Origin of the sequence: Amycolatopsis sp. NPDC051106 (genome assembly GCF_040682775.1) — a bacterium.
Taxonomy (GTDB): domain Bacteria; phylum Actinomycetota; class Actinomycetes; order Mycobacteriales; family Pseudonocardiaceae; genus Amycolatopsis.
The window spans coordinates 1-21,471 of record NZ_JBFBBQ010000023.1; the positions used below are offsets into that span (position 1 = coordinate 1).

Below are 21,471 nucleotides of genomic sequence, written 5' to 3' on the forward strand. Positions count from 1 at the left end.
CAGCCGCCGGCACCCCCCGCGCCTCCAGCGCCTCCCGCGCCCCCCGCGGCGCCGCCCGTCGAGCCCGCGCCGCCGCCGGTCGAGCCACCCGCGCCGCCCCCGGCGCCTCCCGCCCCGGCACCGGCGTCGATGTCCGCGACCACCCCGCCGGCCGGCGTCGAGCTCAGCCCCGGCGCCGCGACGAACCTGCCCGTCACCGTGCGCAACGACGGCGGGAGCCTGTCCGAGCCCGTCGCCGTCGCGCTGAACCTGCCGCCCGGCGTGCGCGCGATCGACGCGGCCGGTGGCGGCGCGCCGATGGCGTTCGCGCAGGACGGCGCCCCGATGTCGGTGAACTGCCCGGGCGGCGAGGGCACCGTCGTCTGCAAGACCGGCGCGGGCCTGCAGCCCGGTCAGAGCGCGACGCTGAACTTCCGGCTCCAGGCCGACGAGGACGCCCAGGGCGGCACGGTCACCGGATCCGTCACCGCCGGCGTGCAGATCAACGTCGCGGTGAGCGTCAAGGTCACCGTGAAGCAGCCGCAGGAAGCGGTGGTCCTGGAGGCGCAGGGCGACGGGCTTTCGGCGTTCCCGTGGACCCGCAACCCGCTTGTCTACGTGCGAGTCCGCAACACTGGCGAGACGACCAAGCCGGTCACGGTCACCTTCGACCACCCGCTGTGGCAGTGGTGGAGCCTGCGCGGCTTCCCGTGCGCGCCTTCCGGCGAGGGCGCGACCTGCACGACGAAGACCGCGCTGGCGCCCGGCCAGCACGTCAACCTGTGGGTGCGGCTGAAGGGCCGTCCCGACGACGGGCGCGTCACGATCACGGCCCAGCTCGGCAAGGCCTCGGCGGGGCCGGTGACCGTGGACTTCGGCTGCTACCACCACTGGTGCGGCCAGGATCCGCTGCCGACGACGACACCGCCCACACCGTCGACCACACCCACCAAGCCCACGAAACCGACTCCGTCGAAGCCGTCGTCCACCCCGCCGGCGACGACGACGGAAACCAAGCCGACGACCGAGCCCCCGACGTCGACGACCACGACGAGCGCGCCGCCGCGGCCGACCGGCAAGCCCGGCAACCAGCCGCCGACCGTCACCCCCGAGAAGGGATTCGGCTGGCTGACCGGGTAGCGTCCGCGCGGTGCGCGAGCTGCTGAAGAAGCATCGCGAGCTCCTCCGCTTCGCCGTCGTCGGCGGGATCAGCTTCGTGATCACGATGTCCGTCAACTACGGCTTGAAGTTCACCGTGCTGCGGACCCACCCGGTGACGGCGCTGATCGTCGGTGTCCTCGTCGCGACGATCTTCTCCTACGTCGCCAACCGCGAGTGGTCGTTCCGCACCCGCGGCGGCCGGGAACGGTCGCACGAGGCCGCGTTGTTCTTCGTGATCAGCGGCATCGCGCTGGGCCTGAACGCGCTGCCGCAGTGGTTCTCGCGGTACGTGCTGGACCTGCAGGCACCGCACCTGACGGCGTTCGGCGTCGAGGTGGCCGACTTCGTCAGCGGGATCGTCATCGGCACCCTGCTCGGCACGGTGTTCCGGTGGTGGGCGTTCAAGAAGTGGGTCTTCCCGGAAGAGGACGCGCGCGGGGTGGTCGTGGTCGCGGAAGATCCGGACATTCAGGACCGCAAGGCCGCCTGACCACGAGTAAACGCCGTGTGCTTCTAGACTGCACGGTGTGACCGTTGTGGAAACCGTGCTCAAGCGCACGCCCGAACCACTGCGTTCGGTGCTGATCAAGCACCGGGAGCTGCTGAAGTTCGCGATCGTGGGCGGCACGACGTTCTTCGTCGACAACGGCGTCTGGTACTTGCTCAAGCTGTCCGTGCTCGAGTCGAAGCCGACGACCGCCAAGGCGATCGCGATCATCGTCGCGACCATCGTGTCCTACATCCTCAACCGCGAGTGGTCGTTCCGCACCCGCGGCGGCCGCGAACGGGCGCACGAAGCCACGTTGTTCTTCGTGATCAGCGGCATCGCGGTCGTGGTGAACCTGATCCCGCTGTACGTCTCGCGGTACGTGCTCGACCTCGAGGTCCCCCACGTGACGCGGCTGGTGCAGGAGGTCGCGGACTTCGCGAGCGGGTCGATCATCGGCATGCTGCTGGCGATGTTCTTCCGCTTTTGGGGCTTCAAGAAGTGGGTCTTCCCGGACGAGCTGGGCGAGCGCCGGCGCGACAACGGTGACGTGACCCGGCTGCACTGACCGTCCCGGCCCCGATCACCGCGAGCCGGCCTGTGGATCTCGCGTGCTCCGGACCGCGACTCGCGTGATGGAAGACGTAACTGGCGTGATTGCCGCCGGAACTCGCGAGTCACGGCCCCGATCACGCGAGTCACGAGTCCCATCACGCCGGTTCCGTCCCTGATCACGTGATCCAGCGGGCATCACGCGTGTTTTGGCGGGGCATTTCGCGTGATCAGAAAGGCATCGGCCTGGCACCGCTCGAAACTACTTGTCTTTAGACATGTAGTTGTCTACAGTCATCCTCGTCAGTGTTCCTTCGTGAGGACGCCGTCCGGGTTCGGCCGGGCGAGCGGGACGATTCGAGGTGGTTTCCGAGCGCGAAGAGGTCGCACCCGTTCGCGGGTGACGATGGAGCCTTTTCCCGACTCGACGGGACGCGTGCCCCTGGCCGCGTCCGCATCTCTCGTCCCTTCTGACGAAACAAGGACTTCTCTTGAGCACCACCGCGCTGAAACGCGCTCAAAATCCTGCCCTCGCGAGCCTGTTCCTGTCCGTCTTCCTCGCGATGCTCGACGCCCAGGTCGTCGCCACCGCCCTCCCCCGGATCGCCGCCGAGTTCGGCGGGGCCGGGTCCTACGCCTGGGTCACCACCGCCTACCTGCTCGCCGGGAGCGTCACCGCTCCCCTGTACGGCAAGCTCGGCGACGTCTTCGGCCGCAAACGCGTGCTCCTGGGCGCGCTCGCCCTGTTCCTGCTCGGTTCGCTCGCCTGCGGCCTGGCGCCGTCGGCCGGCGCGCTCATCGCCGGCCGGGTTCTGCAGGGCGCTGGCTCCGGTGGCCTCTTCGTCTCCGTCGGCGCTTCGCTCGGCGAGATGTTCACGCCTCGCGAAGGCGCGAAGTACTTCGGGTGGTTCTCGATCTGCTTCGCCGTCGCGTCGCTCGCCGGCCCGGTCGTCGGCGGCGTGCTCACCGGGGTCGCCGGGTGGCGGTCGATCTTCCTGGTCAACCTGCCGCTCGGACTCGTCGCCGTCGCTCTCCTCAAGAGCCTCGACCTGCCGAGACGACGACGTGAAGCGCCCTTCGACTTCGCCGGCGTCGTCCTGCTGGGCGGGGCGATCACCGGGTTCACCCTGCTCACGCCGTGGTCGATCGGCCTCGGGACGGTGGCGGCCGTCGCGTTCGTCTTCACCGAGCGAAAAGCCGAAGCGCCCGTGCTGCCCCTACGTCTCTTCAAGGACCGCACGTTCACCGTGTCCGTCGTGCTCAGCGTGCTCGCCGGCTTCGCGTTCCTCGGCTCGATCAACTACATCGCGGTCCTCCTGCAGGCCGACGCCGGCCCGGCGGAAGGCGGGCTGCGGCTGGTGCCGATGACGCTCGCCGTCTCGCTTTCCTCGGTCGTCGCGAGCAAGATCATCGCCCGCACCGGCACCTACCGCTGGGCGCCGCGGCTGAGCATGGCCCTCGGCCTGCTCGCCGTGCTCGGCCTGACCACGCTCGACGCACTACCCCTGGTGCTGGCCTGCCTGGTCGTCTTCGGCCTCGCGGCCGGGCTGAACCTGCAGGTGCTCGCCATGGCGACGCAGAACACCGCACCACCGGCGGATCGCGGCGCCGTCGCCGCCGGCGTCAACCTCGCCCGCGCGCTCGGCTCGAGCCTCGGCCCGGTCGCGCTCGGCTTCGCCTACCAAGCCGGCACGCACGGTGTCTTCCTCGCCCTGCTGCCGGTGCTCGCGCTCGCCCTCGTCACGGCGTTCGCGCTCCCGCACGTCCCTCTCAAAACCGGAGAATCCCGATGATCTTCGTCCTCGGCGCCACCGGCAAGGTCGGCCGCGCCCTCGTCCCCGCCCTGCTCGACGCCGGCGCCGCCGTCCGCGCCCTGACCCGCGACCCGGCCCAGGCCCGCATCGACTCGCGCGCCGAAGTCGTCCAGGCCGACCTGGACACCGCCGACCTTCCCGCGCTCCTCGACGGCGCGGACCGCGTGTTCGTGCTGACGCAGGGGCACAGCGCCGGCCGCGAACAGGCGGTCGCGCAAGCCGCCGCGCGGGCCGGTGTCGCCCACCTCGTCAAGCTGTCCACCACCGGTGTCCACTTCGGACAGACAGATCCGATCACCCGCGCCCACGCCGAAGCCGAGCAGGCGGTCCGCGAAGCCGGGCCGGCGTGGACGATCCTGCGGCCCGGCGCGTTCATGGACAACCGGTTCGCCTGGCGCGAAACCATCCGCGACGAGAACGCCGTGTACGTCCCCGAAGGCGATCCGGCGTCCGCGCTGATCCACGTCCGGGACATCGCCGCGGTCGCGACGCTCGCCCTCACGACGTCCGGGCACGAAGGCGCCACCTACGAACTCACCGGCGGTGCGGCCCTGACGACCGGACAGCAGGTCGCGATCCTCGCCGACGTCCTCGGCCGTCCGGTGAAGTACGTGGAAGAGCCCCAGAGCGCCGCGCGCGACCGCATGATGCGGAAGTACGGCTGGCCCGCCGAAGCCGTCGACGGGTTCTTCGCGCTGAAGCGGGAGTCCGCCGAGCACGAACACGTCGTCTTCGACACCGTCGAGCGCGTGCTCGGCCGGCCGCCGCGCACGTTCGCCGATTGGGCACGTGAGAATGCGGCCGCGTTCCCCTACCATTACCGGGGGTGACCGGGGAGGTGACCGGATGGGCAAGAGCCTGCGGGTCCTCGTCGTGGACGATCACCCGCTGTTCCGCTTCGGCGTGTGCACGCTGCTGGACGCCGAACCCGGGATCGAGATCGTCGGCGAAGCCGCCAGTGGTGGCGCCGCGATCGACGCCGCGGGCGCCTTGCTCCCCGACGTCGTGGTCATGGACCTGCACCTGCCCGACCTGTCCGGGATCCAGGCGACCCGGCACATCGCGGCCGTGAGCCCGGACACCGGCGTGCTGATGCTGACGATGGCCGACGAGAGCGAGTCTGTCTTCGCGGCGATGCGCGCCGGTGCCCGCGGCTACCTGCTCAAGGACGCCGAGCCGGACGAGATCATCCGCGCGGTGCAGGCGGTCGCGCGACGAGAAGCCATCTTCGGCCCGGACATCGCGAACCGCGTGCTCGGCTTCTTCAACCAGCCACCGCCCGCGAGCGAGCCGGTGTTCCCGGAGCTGACCGTGCGCGAGCGGGAGGTCCTGTCCCTCATCGCGGCCGGGCACAGCAACGGCGTCATCGCGAACACCCTGTGCCTGAGCCCGAAGACCGTGCGCAACCACATTTCGAACGTCTTCAGCAAGCTGCACGTCGCGGATCGCGCCGAAGCGATCGTCCGCGCCCGGGACGCGGGCCTCGGCCGGTCCTGACGGGCAGCCCGTCCGGGCAACATCGGGACGCCGGTCCCATGCGCCCGGGACACCCGGACGGGCACTCTGGTCAGGTGAGGGGTGGAACTCTCGCACCGTTCGAGGGGAATGGGTGACGATGTTCGAATCCGACAGGACGCCGGTGGTGGTCCGCGCCACCGACCCGATCCTGCACAACGGCGTCTGCATGGCGCTGCGTTCGCGGGACGAGGTCCGCGTGGTGGACGGCGAAGCGGGTGATCCGGCCGTGGTCGCGCTGCTGGTCGCCGACCGGCTCGACGAGACCATGACGCAGCTGCTGTCCGCGCTGCGCCACCAGGGCTTCACCCGCATCGTGCTGGTCGCGGGGGAAGTCGACGACAACGAGATCCTCAACGCCGTCGAGCACGGGGTCTGCGCGGTCGCCCGCCGCGCCGACGCCGGGCCGGAGGTGCTCGTCCGGCTGATCAAGGCGGCCGCGGCCGGGGAGGGCGCGCTGCCGCCCGACCTGCTCGGCCGGCTGCTGAACCGGGTTTCCCGCCTGCAGCGTCAGGTGCTCGAGCCGCGTGGTCTGCACCTGGGCGGGATGAGCGACCGGGAGACGGAGGTGCTCCGGCTCGTCGCGGCGGGGTACTCGACGCAGGAGATCGCCGACCAGCTGTGTTATTCGCAGCGGACGGTGAAGAGCATCCTGCACGACGTGACCAACCGGTTCCAGCTGCGCAACCGTTCGCACGCGGTGGCTTACGCGCTGCGAGAAGGGTTGATCTGAGCACCCGGGTGGGAGGGCGCGCCCTCCCACCCGGGCACCACCGAAAGCGCTTCCCCAGCACGAAGTGCTTTAGCCGCAAGGAGATCCGGCAGCGCTAACGTGGGACGCGCTCGGCGGGCCAGCGCACTTCGGGGACGTCGCTCGGCCGCGGCACCTTCAGGAAGAGGCTGAACACCGCCGGGCGCCGGTTCGACAGCTCCAGGCGTCCGCCGTCGGCCTCGACGAGCGCCCGGGCCAGCGCCAGCCCGACACCCGTCGAGCCGCCGCCGGAGAACCCGCGCTCGAAGATGTGCGGGGCCAGTTCGTCCGGCACGCCCGAGCCCGTGTCGCTGACCTCGATCACCACCGTGCCGTCGGCGTCGCCGCGACGCGCGGCCACCGTGACCGTGCCCGAGCCGTGGCGCAGGGCGTTGTCCAGCAGCACCCCGACCACCTCGCGCAGCCGGCCCGGTGTCGCGCGCGCCATCAGGCCGTCGGCCACGCGCATCCGCAGGTTGCGCCCCTCCGAGCGGAGCAGCTCGCGCCACTCCTGCGCCATCTCCGGCAGCTGCGTCGGCAGGTCCACCGGTTCCGCGCCGACCTCGCGGGCCGCCCGCGCCGCCGCGAGCAGCTCGTCGAGCGCCTCGGCGAGCCGGTCGGCCTGTTCCTGGGCCGCCTTCGACTCGTCGGCCACCTCTTCGTCCGGGTGCACGGTGAGCGGTTCCAGCCGCAGCTGCAACGCCGTCAGCCGGCTGCGCAGCTGGTGCGAGACGTCGCCGACGAGCTGGCGTTCCCGCTGCACGAGCTGGGCGAGCGCGGTGCCGGACGCGTCGAGCGCCTCGGCGACCATGTCGAGCTCGCCGACGCCGTAGCGGCTCGGGTCGGGCCGGAAGTCCCCGCCGCCGAGCCGGGACGCGCGTTCGGCGACGTGCCGCAGGGGCTTCGCCAGCCGCCTCGCCGTCGCGATCGCCACCACCGCGCCGGTGCCGATCGACAGCAGCACGAGCAGCACGACGACCAGCGTCACCGTCGTCTGCCGTTCGTGCATCGGGCCGGCCGGGACGGCGATCGCGACCTTGCCGTCGCGCGCCAGGTCGGCCGTCTCGGTGACGGTGTCGGGACCCGGGTCGTTGCCGTAGCGCTTTTCCTGCTGGTTGGGGACCTGCACGGTGAGCAGCCCGTTCGCCGGGACGGCCGCGCGCACCTGGTCGAGGTCGATCTCCTGGCCGTTGGCGATCTCGGTGTCGAGGATCGCCGCCGCCGCGCGGGCGTTTTCGGCGAGCGTCTCGCGGTAGCTCGACTCGATCTGCCAGCTCGCCACGATGCCCAGCGGGATGCCGAGGACCGCCGCGGTGACGGCGACGGCCAGCAGGATGGCCAGCAGGATGCGACGGCGCACGGCTTATTCGGCGTTGAACCGGAAGCCGACGCCGCGGACGGTCGCGATCCGCCGCTCGCCGTCGTGGGCCTTGCTGGTGCGGCCGGCGGCCTCGTCGGCGGCGATGGCGAGCTTCCGCCGCAGCCACGACATGTGCATGTCGAGCGTCTTGGACGTCTTCGACTCGAGGTCGTTCCAGACCTCGGCGAGGATCTCGTCGCGGCTGACGACCTGCCCGGCGCGGCTCATCAGCACGCGCAGCAGCTCGAACTCCTTGTTCGCCAGCTGCACCTCGTGCAGGTCGACGGTGACCAGCCGCGCGCCGAGGTCCATCCGCACGCCGCCGGCTTCGAGGACCTCGGGCACCCGGCGGCGCAGCAGCGCGCGGATCCGGGCGAGCAGTTCCGCGAGCCGGAACGGCTTGGCGACGTAGTCGTCGGCGCCCGCGTCCAGGCCCACGACGAAGTCGACCTCGTCGGTGCGCGCGGTGAGCATCAGGACGGGCAGCTCGGTGCCGTTCGCCCGGAGCCGCCGGCAGACCTCGAGACCGTCCATGCCGGGCAGCCCGAGGTCGAGCACGAGCAGGTCGACCTTCCGGGCGGCGGTGGCGTCGAGCACCGAAGGGCCGTCGGTGACGACGTGGATCTCGTATCCCTCACGTTCGAGGGCGCGGGAGAGCGGTTCGGCGATGGCCGGATCGTCTTCGGCAAGTAGGACCATGCTCACCTGGCCAACTCTACGGCGAAGAGGCGTGAAACCATCGTGACCGTGCCTGGCTACGGAGATGATCTGGCCCTCGCCACCCGGCTGGCTGACGCCGCCGACGCGATCACGACGGCGCGCTTTCGCGCCCTGGACCTGAGGATCGAGCGCAAGCCCGACCGCACCCCGGTGACGGACGCGGACACCGCGGTGGAAGACGCGATCCGCTCGTTGCTGGCTTCGGAGCGTCCGGACGACGCGGTGCTCGGCGAGGAGCGCGGCGGTTCGGCCGCGACCGGCCGGGCGTGGGTGCTCGACCCGATCGACGGCACCAAGAACTTCCTCCGGGGTGTACCCGTGTGGGCGACCCTGATCGCTCTCGTCGAAGACGGCGACCCGGTCGTCGGCATGATCAGCGCGCCGCTGCTGGGCCGCCGCTGGTGGGCCGCCACGGGTTCGGGCGCGTTCTCGTCCGATTCCGCCGGGACCCGCCGGCTGTCGGTTTCCGGCGTCTCGTCCCTTTCGGACGCTTATCTGTCCACGACGGACGTGAACTCGTGGCGCGAGCACCACTCGCGCGAGAAGTACCTGGAGCTGGTCGACGCGTGCTGGGAGTCCCGCGCGTTCGGCGACTTCTGGCACCACGTGCTGGTGGCGGAGGGCGCGCTGGACGTGGCGGCGGAGTGCATCGTGAACCCGTGGGACGTCGCGGCGGCGCAGGTGATCGTCACCGAGGCGGGCGGCCGGTTCAGCGACCTGGACGGCGCCGGCCGGTACGACAACGGGAGCGCGTTGTCGACGAACGGCCGTCTGCACGACGAAGCGCTGGCGATCCTCAAGCGCTGACGCAAAGCCGTGAATGTCGCATCGAGGGACTTGAAGTCCGTCAATGCGACATTCACGGATTTCAGGAACCCGGCAGCAGGCCCACGGCGCCGCGCGCGACCTGCGCCCAGGCCAGCCGGCCGAAGAGGTAGTGGCACGCCACCTGCTCGCTGGTGAACCGCGCCCAGTCGTAGCGGTTGCCCTGCTCCCGCCAGAAGACCTCCCACGCCTCGTCCTCGCCCTGCATCAGGCACCAGGCGTTGTCGACCTCGGCGCCGAGCGAGACGACCTCCGGCGGCACGCCCAGCACGCCGAGCCAGCGCTGGATCGACTGCGTGTTCATCAGTCCTCTTCCCCCTTGGCCTCGGCGAGGTAGCCGAGGGTCACGAGCTCGTCGGCCGCCAGCAGCGCACGGTACCGGGTACCGCCGCCGACCTGGCCGAACCAGTTCGCGGTCTCCGACCGCCACATCGGCACCGCGCGCACCACGACGTACCGGCGGTACTCGGCGTCCAGCATCCCGGGCGGCAGCGAGCGTTCGGCGAACGGCGTGCCGTCGGCGAAGAACACCCGCCCGTACGCCGGCCCGAAGCGGTCGAGCACGGTGTTCATCGGGACCATCACCGGCTCGCCGTGATCGACGCACCCCTCCGGGTAGTGGTCGCCCGGCGGCCACGCGTACTCCGGCCCGAGCTCGCTGTGCCCGACGACGAACCGGCGGATCCACACGGCCTGCGTCGCCCGCGCGTACGGGACGTAGCCCTCGGTCAGGTGCCGGGGCACCGGCCGCGGCGGCGCGGTCGGCGACCGGCGGAACCCGGCGGTGACGTTGGTGAGCGCCTGGTCGTCGAAGATCAGCCGGGCGTCCGGGTGGTCGTTCGGGCCGAAGCCGTCCGGGTCCTCGGGCAGCGGCAGCTGCAGCGCCGGGCGGTCCATCGCCACCGGCAGGTGCCCGATCGGGAACATGTGCACCAGGAACAGCGCGACGACGCTGCCCCGCTCGGTGCGCGGCGACCCGAGCGCCGGCAGCGGCACGGGCGAACCGGGGTTCGGCGGCGGGCCCGCCACGGGCGGAGGCGGTCCGGCCGGCGCGGGCGGCACCGGCGCGGGCGGGGCCGGGGCCAGCGGGAACGGCGGCAGCAGCGGCGACACCGCGTGCGGCCACGCCGCGGGGGTGCCCGAGGGCGGGGTCGGCGCCTCTTCGAAGGCGCCGGAATCCGTCAGGCCGTACTCAGGCAGCCGGATCGGCCCGGTGTCGAGGTCGGCCTCGACCGGTTCGGAGCCCGCCTCGGAAGGCTCGGTCACACCCATCCTCCGGCTCGGTCGGTGCCCGCGGGCACACTGTTCGACTCGGCCGCGGCCGGTCCCCCTTGATACCGCACGCACCGCGTGCGGGTGCGGGTGAGGTCAGCTTTTTTCCGGGGGCTCCGGGTGGCGGAGCCCCCGGCCCGGGGCGAAGCCCCGGATGTCACCGCTGAGCGCGGCAACCACGCGGGACGGGCTCGGGCGGCCGAGCTGTCCCGCCATCCACGCGCTGGCCGCCACCAGCGTGTCCAGGTCGACCCCGGTGGCCACCCCGAGGCCCTCCAGCATCCACACCAGGTCCTCGGTCGCCAGGTTCCCCGTGGCCGACTCGGCGTACGGGCAGCCGCCGAGCCCGCCCGCCGAAGAGTCCACTGTCGACACTCCACATCGGAGCGCCGCCAGCGTGTTGGCCAGAGCCTGACCATAGGTGTCGTGGAAGTGCACGGCCAAAGTACCGACATCGCCGAACAGCCCGACCAGGTTCTCGACCTGGCCCGCGGTCGCGACGCCGATGGTGTCGCCCAGCGAAAGCTGCGAGCACCCCATGTCCAGCAGGCGGCGGCCGGCGGCGGCGACCTGCTTCGCCGGCACGGCGCCCTCCCACGGGTCGCCGAAGCACATCGAGAGGTAGCCGCGCACGTCCAGGCCGGCTTCCCGCGCCCGCGTCACGACCGGCTCGAACATCGCGAACTGCTCGTCCAGCGACGAGTTGAGGTTCTTCCGCGCGAACGTCTCCGTCGCGCTGGCGAAGATCGCGATGTGCTCGACACCCGCGTCGAGGGCCCGGTTCAGGCCCTTCTCGTTCGGCACCAGCACCGGGTAGCGGACGCCTTCGCGGCGCTCGAGCCCGGCCAGCAGCTGCTCGGCGTCGGCCAGCTGCGGCACCCACTTGGGGTGCACGAAACTCGTCGCCTCGAGCGTCGTCAGGCCAGCGCCCGCGAGCCGGTCGAGGAACTCCAGCTTGACCTCGACCGGGACGATCGTCTTCTCGTTCTGCAGCCCGTCCCGCGGGCCGACCTCCCAGATCGTGACCCGCTCCGGCAGCTCGCCCGCCGAGGGGACCCGCTCCGGCAGGCCCAGTTCGCGCGTGCCCATCAGCGGCGTCGGTCGCCGCGCGGCGGGTGCCCGCCCTGGGGCGGCAGCGGCTCGGTCTGCTGCGGCTGCTGCGGGCCGCCCGCGCGGTAGTCGTCGTACGGGTTGTCGTTGACCTCGCGGTAGATCACCGTATGCACCTTCTCGACGTGCGGGATGTCCTCGAACCGCAGCGGCTCGGCCGACGCCGACTCGATGATCAGCGTGCCGCAGCCGAAGACCCGGTCCAGCAGGTCGTGCTCGAACTGGACGCTGTTGATCCGCCCCATCGGGATGTCGATGCCGGTGCGCTTCAGGACGCCTTCGCGGGCGATGAGGCGGTCGGTGGTCACGATGAAGTGGGTGGTGCGCCAGCGCACGAGCGGCACCAGGAACAGCCACACGATCAGCACCAGGGCGACGACGCCGATGGCGATCAACCCGACCGTGTTCCACGGCGAGCCGGCGTCCTTCGCGAGGATCGCCAGCCAGATACCGGCGCCCAGGGTGACCAGGAACGCGAGCGTCGGGAAGATCAGCATCTTGAAGTGGGGGTGACTGTGCACCACGACGTGCTCTTGCTCGCTGAGCAAATCGTCCGGATAAGCCACGGCGGACGCTCCCAAGGTCGGTGCGGCGATGTCGCTTCACCGTACCGGCGAGACGCCCGGCCGGTGAGTGCAACGCCCCGAAGAATCAGGCCGGGCGGACGTGGACCACGTCACCCGCGAAGACGGTGTGCCGGCGGCCGCCGGTCAGGTCGACCTGCAGCTGGCCGGCGGCGTCGATGTCGGCCGCGCGGCCGACGAGCGACGTACCGTCCGGCAGCTGCACCTCGACGTCCTGGCCGAGGGTCGCGCAATGGGCGCGGTAGTCGCCCAGCAGGCCGGCTTCGGTGAGGTCGCCGCCCGCGAGCCGCCAGCGCTTCTCGAGGTCGTCGAGCTCCGTGAGCAGCGCGATCGCGACGTCGGTGCGGTCGGTGTTCGTGGCGCCCAGCTCGGCGAGCGACGTCGCGGGCAGGCCGCCCGGGCCCGGCTGGACGTCGCCGAGCGGCAGGACGTTGAGGCCGACGCCGAGCACGAGCGACGGCGGGTTCCCGGCGACGGCCTCGGCGAGGATCCCGGCGCACTTGGCGCCGCCGGAGAGGACGTCGTTGGGCCACTTCAGCACGGCGTCGACCCCGACGCCGGCCGCGGCCGCCCGGACGGCGAGCCCGGCGACGACGGAGAGTGACCCCAGCGCCGTGAACGGGACGCCCGGCCGCAGCGCCACGCTGAGGTACAGCCCGGCGCCCTTCGGCGAACTCCACTGGCGCGCTCGCCTGCCTACCCCGGCGGTCTGCTCCTCGGCCAGCAGAACGGTCCGGTCCGCGGCGCCGTCGTCGAGGGCTTTCCGCAGGTCGGCGTTGGTGGAGCCGGTGCGCTCGACGACGTCGATCTTCGCGTACCGGTCCTTGAGCGCCGCGGTCAGCCGGGCGGCGTCGATCTCTGCCATGTGTCCACCATATGGGAGTCCCCCTAACGTGCAAGGCGTTCGCTCGTTCACACAGAGGTGCGCTCTTCTAAATTGGACCCCGTGACGACCAAGCCGACCTCCTGGGCTCGTGGCGCGGCCTTGCGTGGCCTCGTCGCGCTGCCGCTCGTCGCGGGTCTGGTGGCCGCGGGCTGGCTGCTGGCCGACCGGTCGCCGGAGCCCGCTCCGGCGGCGCCCCTGCCGGTGGCGCGGGACGCGGCGTCGGGCCCCTCGGTCCTCGAAGTCAGCGCACCCGTGAAGGCCCAGGAACCGGGCCAGGGCGCGTCCGGCCAGGGTGGCAAGAGTCCGCTGCAGCAGTGGGCCGGCCAGCTGGCCGGGCCCCTCGACATCCCGGCGGACGCGTTGATCGGCTACGCGAACGGCGAGCTGGCGCTGCGGAGCGAAGACCCGTCGTGCCACCTCTCGTGGGTGACGCTGGCGGGGGTCGGCTCGGCCGCGTCGAACCACGGCCGGTCCGGCGGGAACCTCCTGGGCCTGACCGCGGCCCAGAGCAAGAAGTACGGCACCGACGCTTCGATCGCGGCCGGGCGCGCCCTGTGCGCGGGCGGCACCGACCTCGGCGCGGGCGCGGGCTGGTGGAAGGCCATCGCGGCCTACCACCCGGGCAGCGACACGGAGCTGTTCCGGCAGCGCGTCCTCGGCATGGCCCAGCTGTACGCGACGCTCTCCCTGGACCCGGCGGCGGCCGATTCGGCCCGGGTCCGCGCGACCCGGTTCGCCCTGGGCCAGCTCGGCCTCCCGTACGTCTGGGGCGGCAACGGCCCCGACGCGGGCGCGGCGGGCTTCGACTGCTCCGGCCTGACGAAGGCGTCGTACGACAGCGCGGGCGTGGCCCTTCCGCGCACGGCGGACAGCCAGTTCCGCGCGCTCCCGCCAGTGCCGGCTTCGCAGGAGCCCCGCCTGGGCGACCTGGTGTTCTACGGCAGCCCGGCGACGCGCATCCACCACGTGGGCCTGTACCTGGGCAACGGCCTGATGATCAACGCCCCAACCGAGGGCCAGGCGATCCAGATCCACACGTACCACTCGAAGGGCGACGACTACGCGGGCGCGGGCCGTCCGGCCTGAGTCAGCTCCCCCATCGCCCGGGCCAGCAGCGCGGCCTCCTCCTCGGGCAGCGCCTGTCCCAGCCGCACCATCTGCACGGCGGTCAGCAACGCCGTCCGGTCGTCCACCGTGCCGAGATCACCGAGGTACGGCGGCAGCAGCACCCCGAGCGCGCGGAGGTCCTTGCGCTCGCACAACTTGCCGAGCAGTTCGGTCAGCGCGGCGCTCCCGCCGTCGTCCGTCCGCAGGGCGGCGGCGATCGTGAACCGCATCCCGTCGCGGTACGGCCCGGCCGGCACGTCTTGGAGGCGCGCGGCCGCCTGCCGGTAGTGCTCCTGCGCCCGCTCGGCGTCACCGAGCTCTTCGTGCGCGCGGGCCAGGTTCAGGTGCAGCGACGGGTAGAACCCGCGGACCCGCTCGTCCCCCACGCGGTCCGCGCGCTCCAGGCACTCCTGGTTCCAGCGCAGCACGTCCTCGGGAGTCGTCTGATGCCGGGCGAGGTAGTGCGCCGCGACGCAGGCGCCGTAGTCGTCGGTCGCCGCGTCCCAAGCCTGCTCGAACAGCGCGTGCGCGGCTTCGTTGCGGCCTGCCGCTTCGGCCTGCATGCCTTCCGCGCACAGGCGAACGACCGCGTCATCGAGATCCATGGCGCTCAGGCTAGCGTTTTTGTCGGTGGTCGCCGCTAGCTTCGGCACCATGTACGAAATCGACTTCGCCGAGTTCCCGTCCACGTCGGCCACCGCGTCCGGCGAGTTCTTCGCGCGCGCCTTCGGCTGGGAGGTGACGCCGTACGGGCCGGCGTACGCGGACGTCCGCGGGCCCGGCCTCACCTTCGGTTTCCAGGCCGACACGGCCGAGCAACCCCGCGCGCCCCTGGTCACGATCCGCACGGACGACCTGGCGGCGGCCCGCACCGCGGTCGTCGCGGCCGGCGGGGAGGTGACGAAGGAACCGTTCGGCTTCCCCGGTGGCCGCCGCTTCCACTTCCGCGAGCCCGGCGGCAGCGAGCTGGCGGTGTGGTGCCCGGAATAGCCGTCACGACACCGCGGTGACGCCGTAGTACGTCGCGGGGTCGGCGGTTTCCAGCGGCAGGCCGAGCGCGAACCGCGTCACGAGGTCCGGGTTCGCGACGAAGTGCCGGGAGTACGACACCGCGTCGGCGATCCCGGCCCGGATCACGGCGTCCCCGGAGTCGCGGTCGAAGCCGTTGTTCACGATGAGCGAGCCGCCGAACAGGCGTCGATACCGCGCGAAGCCGGTGAAGTCCGGCCCGGCGTCGGGTCCGCGGAGGTGCAGGTACGCGACGTCGAGCCCGGCGACCAGCTCGTCGTATGCGGCGCGCAGGGATTCGTCCACAGTGAACAGTCCGCCCGTCCACCACGGCGAAAGCCGTACCCCGACAGCGATTCCGGAGGCACGCACGGCGTCGACGATCTCCAGCAGCAGCTTGGGGCGGCAACGCCCGTACGCGTCGGTGCGGCGGTTCGACCGCGGGTGCAGGAACTGCGCGAGCAGGTACACGCCGTTGGCCGCCACCTCGACGCCGTCGAAGCCGGCCCGCCGCGCGTTCTCCGCCGCCGCACCGTAGTCCGCGACGACGGCCCGGATCTCGGCCACGCTCATCTCGCGCGGAGTCACCGTCGGCCGCCGACCCGAGGTGGTGTGCACGGACTGTTCCGGGTTCACCGCCGACGGCCCGGCCGGCCGCGCGCCGAGGAAGTCCGGGTGCGAGACCGCGCCGGTGTGCCACAGCTGCACCACGATCCGGCCGCCGAGAGCGTGCACGACGTCCGTGACCTGGCGCCAGCCGGCGACCTGGTCCTCGGTGTACAGCCCGGGAACGTCCAGGAATCCGACAGCCCTCTCACTCACCCAGGTGCCTTCGGTGACGATCAGCCCGGCGCCGGCACGCTCCGCGTAGTAGACGGCCTGCGGTTCACCGGGCACGCCGCCGGGAACGTGCGCGCGGGTCGTCGGCGCCAGCACCACGCGGTTCGGCAGGCGCCATCCGCCCAGGTCGGCGGGGGTCAGCAAGCTCATCGGTCACCTCTGGTCGCAGCGATTCGTCGGGAGTGCGACGGTGGGTGCGGGTGAAAGGTGACCGATGGACGAGCTGGCCCGGCAGTTCGAGGCCGAACGCACGAGGCTGCGCGGGCTGGCCTTCCGGCTGCTCGGCTCGGCGGCCGAGGCGGACGACGCCGTCCAGGAAGCCTGGCTGCGGCTGAACCGGGTGGATTCGGTGGACAACCTGGCGGCCTGGCTGACGACGGTCGTCTCCCGCGTCTGCCTCGACGTCCTGCGCTCGCGGAAGGCCCGTCGCGAGGACCCCTTCGACGTCGTGCCGGAGCCCACGGCCGACGCCGATCCGGCCGACGAGGCCGAACTGGCCGACTCGGTGGGCCGCGCGCTGCTCGTGGTGCTGGACGCGCTGGGCCCGGCCGAGCGGATCGCGTTCGTGCTGCACGACCTGTTCGCGGTGCCGTTCGACCGGATCGCCCCGGTGCTCGACCGCACACCGGTGGCGGCGAAGAAGCTCGCGAGCCGCGCGCGGCACCGGGTCCGCGGCACGTCTCCGCTACCCCCGGCCGACCTGACGCGGCACCGCCGGGTCGTTGACGCGTTCCTGGCCGCGGCCCGCGGCGGCGACCTCGAGGAGCTCCTGGACGTCCTGGCCCCGGACGTCGTCCGCCACGCCGACGCGGCCGCCCTGCCGGCCGGAGCGGCCCTCGAGACCCGCGGGGCCCGTGCCGTGGCCGAGGAGACGCAGGTGTTCGGCAAACGGGCTCACTTCGCGGAAGCGGCCCTGGTGGACGGCGCGGTCGGCGTCGTCGTGGCCCCGCGCGGCCGGCTGCTGCTCGCGCTCGCGGTGACGGTCGAGGGCGAGCGGGTGGCGGCGTACGAGGTGATCGCCGACCCCGCCCGGCTCGCCGCGCTGCACGTCACGCTCCTCAGCGCTTGATCCGGTAGGAGAGGTGCGTGACGCCGGTCCCCTCGACGACCTCGGGCCCGGTCAGCTCGGTGGTGGCGTCGAGCTGGTCGAAGAACCGGACACCCGAGCCGAGCAGCACCGGGACGAGGTCGACCTGGATGCCGTCGAGCAGGCCGAGGTTGAGGCACTGCTGCGCGATCTTGGTGCTGGCGACCGCGACGTTCTTATCGCCGGCGACCTTCTTGGCCTGCTCGACGGCGCTTTCGACGCCGTCGGTGACGAAGGTGAACGGCGCGTCCGGGTGCGGCCAGTCCGCGGGTGCCTCGTGGGTGACGACGAAGACCGGCGCGCCCATCGGGTGCTGCCCGCCCCAGCCTTGGGTGATGTCGAACAGGTGCCGGCCCGCGATCAGCGCGCCGACGTTCTCCATGGCGTCGCGGAGCATCTTCGCGCTGGCTTCGGAGGTCTTGAAGGTGGCCCACTCGACGGCGGTCGGCACCTCGACGTCGCCGTTGCCGAACCACCCGAACAGGTGGTCGATGCGGTCCTGCGGGTCGGCGACGAAGCCGTCGAGGGACATGGACATGTTGGCGATGACGTCGGCCATTTCTAGCTCCTTCGTGCTGGTCGGAGGCAGTTTGCCTCGCTGATGAGAAGTCTTGCGCGATCGCCCGGCCGGAAGATCTGCCACCTGGCCGACATCCGGCGGCGGGTGGCCGATGCCTTGACAGGCACCCGCGGCTTGACGACCATGAACGTGTGTTCATGAACGCGTGTTCACGATGAAGGAGATGGGGATGACCGGGATCGTCAACACCGCCCAGGCCGAGGCGTGGAACGGCTACGAAGGGGAGCATTGGGCGTCGCACGCCGACCGCTACGACGCGGTGAACGACGGGTTCAACGGCTACGTGCTCGACCGGGTGGGCAGGGACGACCGGGTGCTCGACATCGGCTGCGGCAACGGCCGGCTGACGCGGCTCGCGGCGGCGCGGGCCCGGTCGGCGACCGGGGTCGACCTGTCCGGGCCGATGCTCGCGACCGCGCGGGCACGGGCGGCGGAGGTGCCGAACGTGGCCTTCGAGCAAGGTGACGTCCAGGTGCACCCGTTCGCCGAAGGCGGGTTCGACCTGGCGGTCAGCCGGTTCGGGGTGATGTTCTTCGCCGATCCGGTGGCGGCGTTCGCCAACGTCCGGCGGGCCCTGAGCCCCGGCGGACGGCTCGCGTTCCTCTGCATGGCGGCGCTCGCCGGCACCGATCTCGGCAAGGTATTCGGGGCGATGGCGGCGTACCTGCCCCAGCCGACGGGTCCGGACGGCAGCGGCCCGACGTCGTTCGCGGACCCGAGCCGCACGACGGCGATCCTGACCGAAGCCGGCTTCGAGGACGTGGAGTGCACCCACGTCGAGGCCGACCAGGTCTGGGGCCGTGACGTTCCGGACGCGGCGCGGTTCATCAGCGACTGGGGACCGGTCCGCCACCACCTGGGCATGGTCGACACCGCGACCGCCGCCAAGGCGACCGAAGCACTGACGGCGGCGCTCGAGCCGTTCGCGTGCCCGGAGGCGGTCCGCCTGCGCGGGGCGGCGTGGCTGGTCACGGGAAGGAGGTCCTAGGACGCTGGTTCTACGATGGCGGTGATGTCACCGAGGAAAGCCGCGGCTCAGCGGGACGGCCAGTCCCTGCACGACCTGCTGGTCGAAACCGCTCAGAAGATGATCGCCACGCACGGGACGACCGGGATGACCGTGCGCGAGATCGCGCGCATGGCGGGTGTCGCCGACGGCGTGCTCTACAACCACTTCTCCGACAAGGAGGAGCTGGTGGCCAGGGCCCTCCTGGAGCACGTGCGCACGACGGAAGCCGAGCTGGGCGAGCTGCCGGTGGCCGGCGAAGGGACTTTGGAGGGAAACCTCCGCCGCCACCTGGAGTTCGGCCTCGCCCTGCACGAGGTGATCGTGCCGGCGTTCAGCGGCCTGCTCGGGCAGCCGAGGGTGCTGGAGCGGTTCGCCGAGATCAGCGAGCGGTCCGGCTACTGGCGCGACCGCCTGCTGGCCTACCTGAGGGAGGAGCGCACCCTCGGCAGGCTGCGCCTGGAGTCCGAAGTGGACGCGACGGCGGCCATGCTGGTCGGCTACTGCCACGCCTCGGTCATGGCGGCGGTCTTCCCGCACACGGGCCCGCTCGACCCGCCCACGGTGGACTCGGTGGTGCGGGCGGCCCTCGACGGCATCGCACCCTGACACCGGCCTTCGCCCGCTTCACAGGGTTTCCGCCATCGGTATCCGTCCTTTGTGGAATTCTCGACACCAAAGCCGCCATTCGCACGGCAGAAAGGCAAAGACCGATGGACTCTGCCGCGATACCCTCGCGGCGTGGACGACGTCGAGGTCCGTGAGCTGCGGTACTTCCGCGCGGTCGCCGAAGAGCTGAACTTCTCCCGCGCCGCCGAGCGGCTCGGGATGGCGCAGCCACCGTTGTCCCGCGCGATCCGGTTGCTGGAGCGGCGGCTGGGCGTCCAGCTCTTCGAACGCACCAGCCGGCACGTCGAGCTGACACCGGCCGGGAACGTCCTGTTCATGGAGTCGGCGAAGGCACTGGACGCGGTCACGGCCGCGGTCCGGCGCACTCGCCGGGCGGCGCAGGAGCCGCCGGCGCTCGTCGTCACCGCGAAGCCCGGGTTCGCCACCGAACTGCTGCGGCGGATCGCCGACCAGCACCCGGACCCAGTCGAGATCCGGCTCGGCGAGTTCGGCGGGTTCGGCGCGCGGACGGCCACACTGCGCGACGGCCCGGCCGACGTGGCCTTGGTCGGCTGCCCGGGCGGCCACCGCGACCTGGACGTCGAGGTGCTCGTGACCGAGCCTCGGGTCGCCGCGCTCCCGGTGCGGCACGAGCTGGCGCACCGGGCGTCGCTGACCTGCGCGGACTTCACCGGTCGGGCGACGCCGTCCTGGCCGGACGCGTCGGCCGACGACCGGGCCTACTGGTCGGGCCGGGACGTGACCGGCGGCCCGGTCACGCCGGGGCCGGTGGTGCACGACAGCGCGCAGCTGCTGGAGACGGTCGCACTCGGGCAGGCGATCGCGCTGCTGCCGGTGTCGTTCGCGGAGGGGCACCCGCGGGCCGACGTCGTCTACCGGCCCGTCGCCGACGCGACGCCGTACTCACTCGCGCTCGCCTGGCCGGCGGGCGCCCGGGACCTGCGGATCGCGCGGTTCGTCCGGACGGCCGTCGAGGTCAGCGAAGCACTGCCTCGACCGGGAGCCGTCCCGGCGGGGTGACCGAGGGATCACCGGTGGCGCCCGCACGTCCGCGGCCTCGGCCTCGGCCTCGGGCTCGGGCTCGGGCTCGGGCTCGAACAGCGCACGCAGCTGTTCGGCGGGCGACCACGCCTCCGTGACCACCTTGAGCCGTGCCGGGTGCTGTCGCCCCGGGATTCAGCCCGCCTGCGCCGTCAGCTCGCCGCGGAACGTCGTGCGGTATGCGCTCGGTGACACTCCGAGGGCGGCCTGGAAGTGCTGGCGCAGCGATGCCGCCGTGCCGAAGCCGGCCTCCGTCGCGACGCGGTCGACCGGCAGGTCCGACTCCTCCAGCAGCTGGCGGGCTCGCTCGATCCGTTGCTGCGTCAGCCATTGCAGGGCCGAGATGCCGACCTCGTCGCGGAAGCGGCGGGTGAACGTCCGGGTGCTCATCGCCTCGCGGGCGGCTAGTTCGCGCAGCGTCAGCGGGCGGTGCAGGTTCTCCAGTGCCCACGCTCGCGCCGCTTTCGTGGACGACGTGCGCGGCTCGGGTACCGGCCGCCGGACGAACTGGGCTTGGCCGCCTTCGCGGTGCGGGGACACCACCGTGCCGCGGGCGACCTCGTTGGCGACGGCCGCGCCGTGGTCGCGGCGGATCATGTGCAGCACCAGGTCGATCCCGGACGCGACGCCCGCGGACGTCAGGACGTTGCCGTCGTCGGTGTAGAGGACGCACGGGTCGACCTCGACCTCCGGGAACCGGTTCTGCAGGTCGTCGGCGGAGCGCCAGTGGGTCGTCGCGCGGCGGCCGTCGAGGAGGCCGGCCGCGGCGAGCACGAACGCGCCCGTGCAGATCGACGCGATCCGCGCGTCCGCCGGGATCCGGTCCAGCGCCGCCGCGAGGGGCGGGGTCAGCACGCGCGCCATCGGCTCGTACTCGGCCAGCGATGCCGGGACGATCACCGTGTCGGCCTCCGCCAGCACCTCGGGACCGCGGTCGATCGGGATGGTGAAGTCGGCGTCGGTGCGGACCGGGCCGGGTTCGAGGGTGCAGGTCACGACCTCGTACAGCGGCTCGCCCGACGCCGAGCGCGCCTGCCCGAAGAGCCGGTGGACGATGCCCAGCTCCATCACGAGCATGCCGTCCCTGACCAGCACGGCGACGTGGTGACGCGAAGGGTGCACGAAAGCGGCCATGGCTCGATTCTTGCACATGTTG

Annotated in this window: 24 protein-coding genes and 1 pseudogene; 14 read left to right on the plus strand and 11 right to left on the minus strand. The window is 72.1% G+C overall.

Annotated elements, in window-relative coordinates; all coding sequences use genetic code 11:
* Positions 1–129 precede the first annotated feature (129 nt).
* The 7 genes from AB0M83_RS19240 (at position 130) to AB0M83_RS19270 (ending at position 6,241) form a co-directional block, all read left to right on the plus strand.
* Entirely contained in the window at positions 130–1,119 is a 990-nt protein-coding gene (locus AB0M83_RS19240) for a hypothetical protein (RefSeq protein WP_364518751.1), read from the plus strand.
* A 10-nt stretch (positions 1,120–1,129) separates the two neighbouring features.
* Positions 1,130–1,630: a GtrA family protein gene (locus tag AB0M83_RS19245; protein WP_364518753.1), complete on the plus strand. Its 501-nt coding sequence runs from the start codon at positions 1,130–1,132 to the stop codon at positions 1,628–1,630.
* A 37-nt stretch (positions 1,631–1,667) separates the two neighbouring features.
* Positions 1,668–2,195, plus strand: a complete 528-nt coding sequence (locus AB0M83_RS19250) for a GtrA family protein (RefSeq protein ID WP_364518755.1) — start codon at positions 1,668–1,670, stop codon at positions 2,193–2,195.
* Positions 2,196–2,670: 475 nt separating this feature from the next.
* Positions 2,671–3,972: an MFS transporter gene (locus AB0M83_RS19255; protein WP_364518757.1), complete on the plus strand. Its 1,302-nt coding sequence runs from the start codon at positions 2,671–2,673 to the stop codon at positions 3,970–3,972.
* Entirely contained in the window at positions 3,969–4,823 is an 855-nt protein-coding gene (locus AB0M83_RS19260) for an NAD(P)H-binding protein (RefSeq protein ID WP_364518759.1), read from the plus strand. The genes AB0M83_RS19255 and AB0M83_RS19260 overlap by 4 nt, the downstream gene beginning before the upstream one ends.
* A gap of 16 nt (positions 4,824–4,839) precedes the next feature.
* Positions 4,840–5,490, plus strand: coding sequence for a response regulator transcription factor (locus AB0M83_RS19265; RefSeq protein ID WP_364518761.1), 651 nt, complete (start codon positions 4,840–4,842; stop codon positions 5,488–5,490).
* 118 nt (positions 5,491–5,608) lie between these two features.
* Positions 5,609–6,241: a response regulator transcription factor gene (locus AB0M83_RS19270; protein ID WP_364518948.1), complete on the plus strand. Its 633-nt coding sequence runs from the start codon at positions 5,609–5,611 to the stop codon at positions 6,239–6,241.
* Positions 6,242–6,335: 94 nt separating this feature from the next.
* On the opposite strand, the gene AB0M83_RS19275 is transcribed toward AB0M83_RS19270, so the two are convergent.
* Together AB0M83_RS19275 and AB0M83_RS19280 are read right to left on the minus strand one after the other, a co-directional pair.
* Complete coding sequence (locus AB0M83_RS19275) at positions 6,336–7,619, minus strand: ATP-binding protein (protein ID WP_364518763.1); 1,284 nt, start codon at positions 7,617–7,619, stop codon at positions 6,336–6,338.
* Between the two features lie 3 nt (positions 7,620–7,622).
* On the minus strand, positions 7,623–8,318 hold the full coding sequence (locus AB0M83_RS19280) for a response regulator transcription factor (protein WP_364518950.1): 696 nt from the start codon (positions 8,316–8,318) through the stop codon (positions 7,623–7,625).
* Between the two features lie 42 nt (positions 8,319–8,360).
* On the opposite strand from AB0M83_RS19280, the gene hisN reads away from it, so the two are divergent.
* Positions 8,361–9,146, plus strand: coding sequence for a histidinol-phosphatase (gene hisN, locus AB0M83_RS19285; protein ID WP_364518764.1), 786 nt, complete (start codon positions 8,361–8,363; stop codon positions 9,144–9,146).
* 61 nt (positions 9,147–9,207) lie between these two features.
* Here the strand turns inward: hisN and AB0M83_RS19290 are convergent, their stop codons facing one another.
* The 5 genes and pseudogenes from AB0M83_RS19290 to AB0M83_RS19310 all read right to left on the minus strand — a co-directional run bounded on the left by AB0M83_RS19290 (position 9,208) and on the right by AB0M83_RS19310 (position 12,995).
* The gene (locus AB0M83_RS19290; protein ID WP_003105220.1) at positions 9,208–9,468 is read right to left on the minus strand and encodes a hypothetical protein; all 261 of its coding nucleotides are present in this window, start codon (positions 9,466–9,468) and stop codon (positions 9,208–9,210) included.
* Positions 9,468–10,430, minus strand: a complete 963-nt coding sequence (locus tag AB0M83_RS19295) for a TNT domain-containing protein (RefSeq protein WP_364518766.1) — start codon at positions 10,428–10,430, stop codon at positions 9,468–9,470. The genes AB0M83_RS19290 and AB0M83_RS19295 overlap by 1 nt, the downstream gene beginning before the upstream one ends.
* A gap of 165 nt (positions 10,431–10,595) precedes the next feature.
* Positions 10,596–11,525, minus strand: a pseudogene (locus AB0M83_RS19300) (hydroxymethylglutaryl-CoA lyase); the annotation flags it as partial.
* Complete coding sequence (locus AB0M83_RS19305; RefSeq protein WP_364518768.1) at positions 11,525–12,112, minus strand: PH domain-containing protein; 588 nt, start codon at positions 12,110–12,112, stop codon at positions 11,525–11,527. The gene AB0M83_RS19305 and the pseudogene AB0M83_RS19300, both read right to left, overlap by 1 nt.
* Before the next feature lie 85 nt (positions 12,113–12,197).
* A complete protein-coding gene (locus tag AB0M83_RS19310) occupies positions 12,198–12,995 on the minus strand; it encodes a biotin--[acetyl-CoA-carboxylase] ligase (protein ID WP_364518770.1) in 798 nt (265 codons plus the stop codon).
* A gap of 81 nt (positions 12,996–13,076) precedes the next feature.
* On the opposite strand from AB0M83_RS19310, the gene AB0M83_RS19315 reads away from it, so the two are divergent.
* Complete coding sequence (locus tag AB0M83_RS19315) at positions 13,077–14,102, plus strand: C40 family peptidase (RefSeq protein WP_364518772.1); 1,026 nt, start codon at positions 13,077–13,079, stop codon at positions 14,100–14,102.
* On the opposite strand, the gene AB0M83_RS19320 is transcribed toward AB0M83_RS19315, so the two are convergent.
* Positions 14,075–14,728, minus strand: coding sequence for a hypothetical protein (locus AB0M83_RS19320; RefSeq protein ID WP_364518774.1), 654 nt, complete (start codon positions 14,726–14,728; stop codon positions 14,075–14,077). The two genes, AB0M83_RS19315 and AB0M83_RS19320, sit on opposite strands and share 28 nt — an antisense overlap.
* Positions 14,729–14,777: 49 nt before the next feature.
* On the opposite strand from AB0M83_RS19320, the gene AB0M83_RS19325 reads away from it, so the two are divergent.
* Positions 14,778–15,113: a VOC family protein gene (locus tag AB0M83_RS19325; RefSeq protein ID WP_364518776.1), complete on the plus strand. Its 336-nt coding sequence runs from the start codon at positions 14,778–14,780 to the stop codon at positions 15,111–15,113.
* A 3-nt stretch (positions 15,114–15,116) separates the two neighbouring features.
* On the opposite strand, the gene AB0M83_RS19330 is transcribed toward AB0M83_RS19325, so the two are convergent.
* A complete protein-coding gene (locus AB0M83_RS19330) occupies positions 15,117–16,121 on the minus strand; it encodes an alkene reductase (RefSeq protein ID WP_364518778.1) in 1,005 nt (334 codons plus the stop codon).
* A 64-nt stretch (positions 16,122–16,185) separates the two neighbouring features.
* Here AB0M83_RS19330 and AB0M83_RS19335 point away from each other — a divergent pair, with 64 nt between their 5' ends.
* Entirely contained in the window at positions 16,186–17,040 is an 855-nt protein-coding gene (locus AB0M83_RS19335; protein WP_364518780.1) for a sigma-70 family RNA polymerase sigma factor, read from the plus strand.
* Here the strand turns inward: AB0M83_RS19335 and AB0M83_RS19340 are convergent.
* The gene (locus AB0M83_RS19340; protein WP_364518782.1) at positions 17,030–17,617 is read right to left on the minus strand and encodes a dihydrofolate reductase family protein; all 588 of its coding nucleotides are present in this window, start codon (positions 17,615–17,617) and stop codon (positions 17,030–17,032) included. The two genes, AB0M83_RS19335 and AB0M83_RS19340, sit on opposite strands and share 11 nt — an antisense overlap.
* Before the next feature lie 190 nt (positions 17,618–17,807).
* Between AB0M83_RS19340 and AB0M83_RS19345 the strand changes: the two genes are divergently transcribed.
* From AB0M83_RS19345 to AB0M83_RS19355, 3 genes are all read left to right on the plus strand, one after another.
* A complete protein-coding gene (locus AB0M83_RS19345) occupies positions 17,808–18,626 on the plus strand; it encodes a class I SAM-dependent methyltransferase (RefSeq protein ID WP_364518784.1) in 819 nt (272 codons plus the stop codon).
* Between the two features lie 15 nt (positions 18,627–18,641).
* Complete coding sequence (locus AB0M83_RS19350) at positions 18,642–19,253, plus strand: TetR/AcrR family transcriptional regulator (protein ID WP_364518786.1); 612 nt, start codon at positions 18,642–18,644, stop codon at positions 19,251–19,253.
* A gap of 132 nt (positions 19,254–19,385) precedes the next feature.
* Positions 19,386–20,294: a LysR family transcriptional regulator gene (locus AB0M83_RS19355; protein ID WP_364518788.1), complete on the plus strand. Its 909-nt coding sequence runs from the start codon at positions 19,386–19,388 to the stop codon at positions 20,292–20,294.
* 156 nt (positions 20,295–20,450) lie between these two features.
* Here AB0M83_RS19355 and AB0M83_RS19360 read toward each other — a convergent pair whose 3' ends face one another.
* Positions 20,451–21,449, minus strand: a complete 999-nt coding sequence (locus AB0M83_RS19360; RefSeq protein ID WP_364518790.1) for a helix-turn-helix domain-containing protein — start codon at positions 21,447–21,449, stop codon at positions 20,451–20,453.
* Positions 21,450–21,471 lie beyond the last annotated feature (22 nt).